General features: G+C 70.6%; 1 protein-coding gene. It reads left to right on the forward strand.

Annotated features, from left to right (window positions below; genetic code table 11):
- Nucleotides 1-1707: DUF6603 domain-containing protein (locus tag ON45_RS23330; RefSeq protein ID WP_040496636.1), on the forward strand; the 1707-nt coding region annotated here is incomplete at both ends.

Raw genomic sequence — 1707 nt, forward strand, 5'->3', positions numbered from 1 at the left:
GTTGCTCTATCCCGAGGTCCGCCTCACCGGCGGGTTCGCGTTCGCGGTGTGGTGGAAGGGCCAGAACGCCGGCCAGTTCGTGTTGACGCTCGGCGGCTACCACCCGAGCTTCTCTCGGCCGGGCTACCCCGACGTCCCGCGCCTCGGCCTCGAGTGGCGGGTCAGCGACGCGATCGTCATCAAGGGCGGCTCGTACTTCGCGCTCACCTCCGAGGCGTTGATGGCGGGCGTCGAAGTCGAGGTCAGCGCCGACTTCGGGTTCGTGTGGGCGAAGGTCGCGTTCGGCGCCAACGCGATCGTCTACTTCGACCCCTTCTACTTCATGGCCGATGCGTACGCCCGGATCTCGGCGGGGCTCAAGATCAAGACGTTCCTCGGAACGATCCGCATCAGCATCTCGATCGGTGCGCGGATCGAGGTCCAGGGTCCGGACTTCCACGGAAAGGCGACGTTCGAGATCGGGCCGTGCGACGTGAGCGTGCCGTTCGGCAACTCGGCCGAACACCCGGGCAACTTCGTCACGTGGGCCGAGTTCGTCCCGAAGTACCTCGAGGAGGTGTCGAGCGGAACCGCGCGAGCGGTTTCGGGGATCACCGGGAAGGGCACGCTGCCGGCGGCGACCGACGGCGACACGTCGGCGCCGTCGTCCGACGGAACCCGGAACCGGCCCTTCGAGGTGTTCGCGGAGTTCGAGATCCAGGTCGTCACGACCGTGCCGACCACCACGTTCCGTTTCGGCGCCACCGACCGAGACGTCACGCCGGTGCGGTCGGACGGGTCGACCGCGGCGCTCGGGTTGAGCCCGATGAACGCCGGGGACCTCGACTCGATCCTCGACTTCACCCTCGCGCTCGCCAACGCCGCCGGCACCTACGTCGACCGCACGGCGGACCTGGTCCCGCTGGTGTCGGGCATGGTCCAGGACACCACGGAGACCGACGGGCCGACCTTCGGCGTCGACGCGTTCCCGCTCGGCGTGTGGGGCCAGCCCGAGGATCCCGACCAACCGAGCCAACCGATCCCGAAGGGCGAGGTCGTGTTCGCCGGCAACCGGGTCAAGCTCGTCGCCACGGCCAGTCTCGACAACGCGACCGGCCCGCCGATCGACTACTACCGCGTCGAGAGTGGCCGGCGTCCGCTGCCGCTGCTCGCTGCCGGCAACGCTCGGGCGCTGATGATCGCCGAGTCCGCCGCGCTCGGCATCGACCGGCAGACGGCCACGGTCACCGAGGCGCTCGACCTGGCCGAATCGATCTTGTTCCGGGACCGCTCCGACACGTCGCTCGACGGGGTGGTCGGCATCGGTGCCCGCAGCAACGTCGGACGGCGCGCGTACCGCCAGACGCGGAGCGCACCGCCGCTGTTCGGGTCGCTCGCCGAGGGCATCCTGTCGACGAACGACGCCAACCGGACCGCGGCGCGGATGGACGAACCGACCCCGTCGATCGGCCGGACGCCACGCGCCCCGTTCGTGACGGGGTATCTCGCGAACGGCGCAGGCGTCCAGCTCGCCACCACCACGACCACGGTGGCCGACGGTCGGATCAAGCGGCGCCCGGCTCCCGGCACCGACTCGGTGCGCGGCCGGTTGGGTCGCTCGTTGCCGATCAAGTTGACACCGACCGCCGCCCCGGGCGTGATCGCCGAGCAGACCGTCAACCTGCGCGGGGCGGCGCCGCGCACGGCGCCGAGTTCGCTCGGCGCGTC

Source organism: Ilumatobacter nonamiensis YM16-303 (assembly GCF_000350145.1).
GTDB classification, from domain to species: Bacteria; Actinomycetota; Acidimicrobiia; order Acidimicrobiales; family Ilumatobacteraceae; genus Ilumatobacter_A; species Ilumatobacter_A nonamiensis.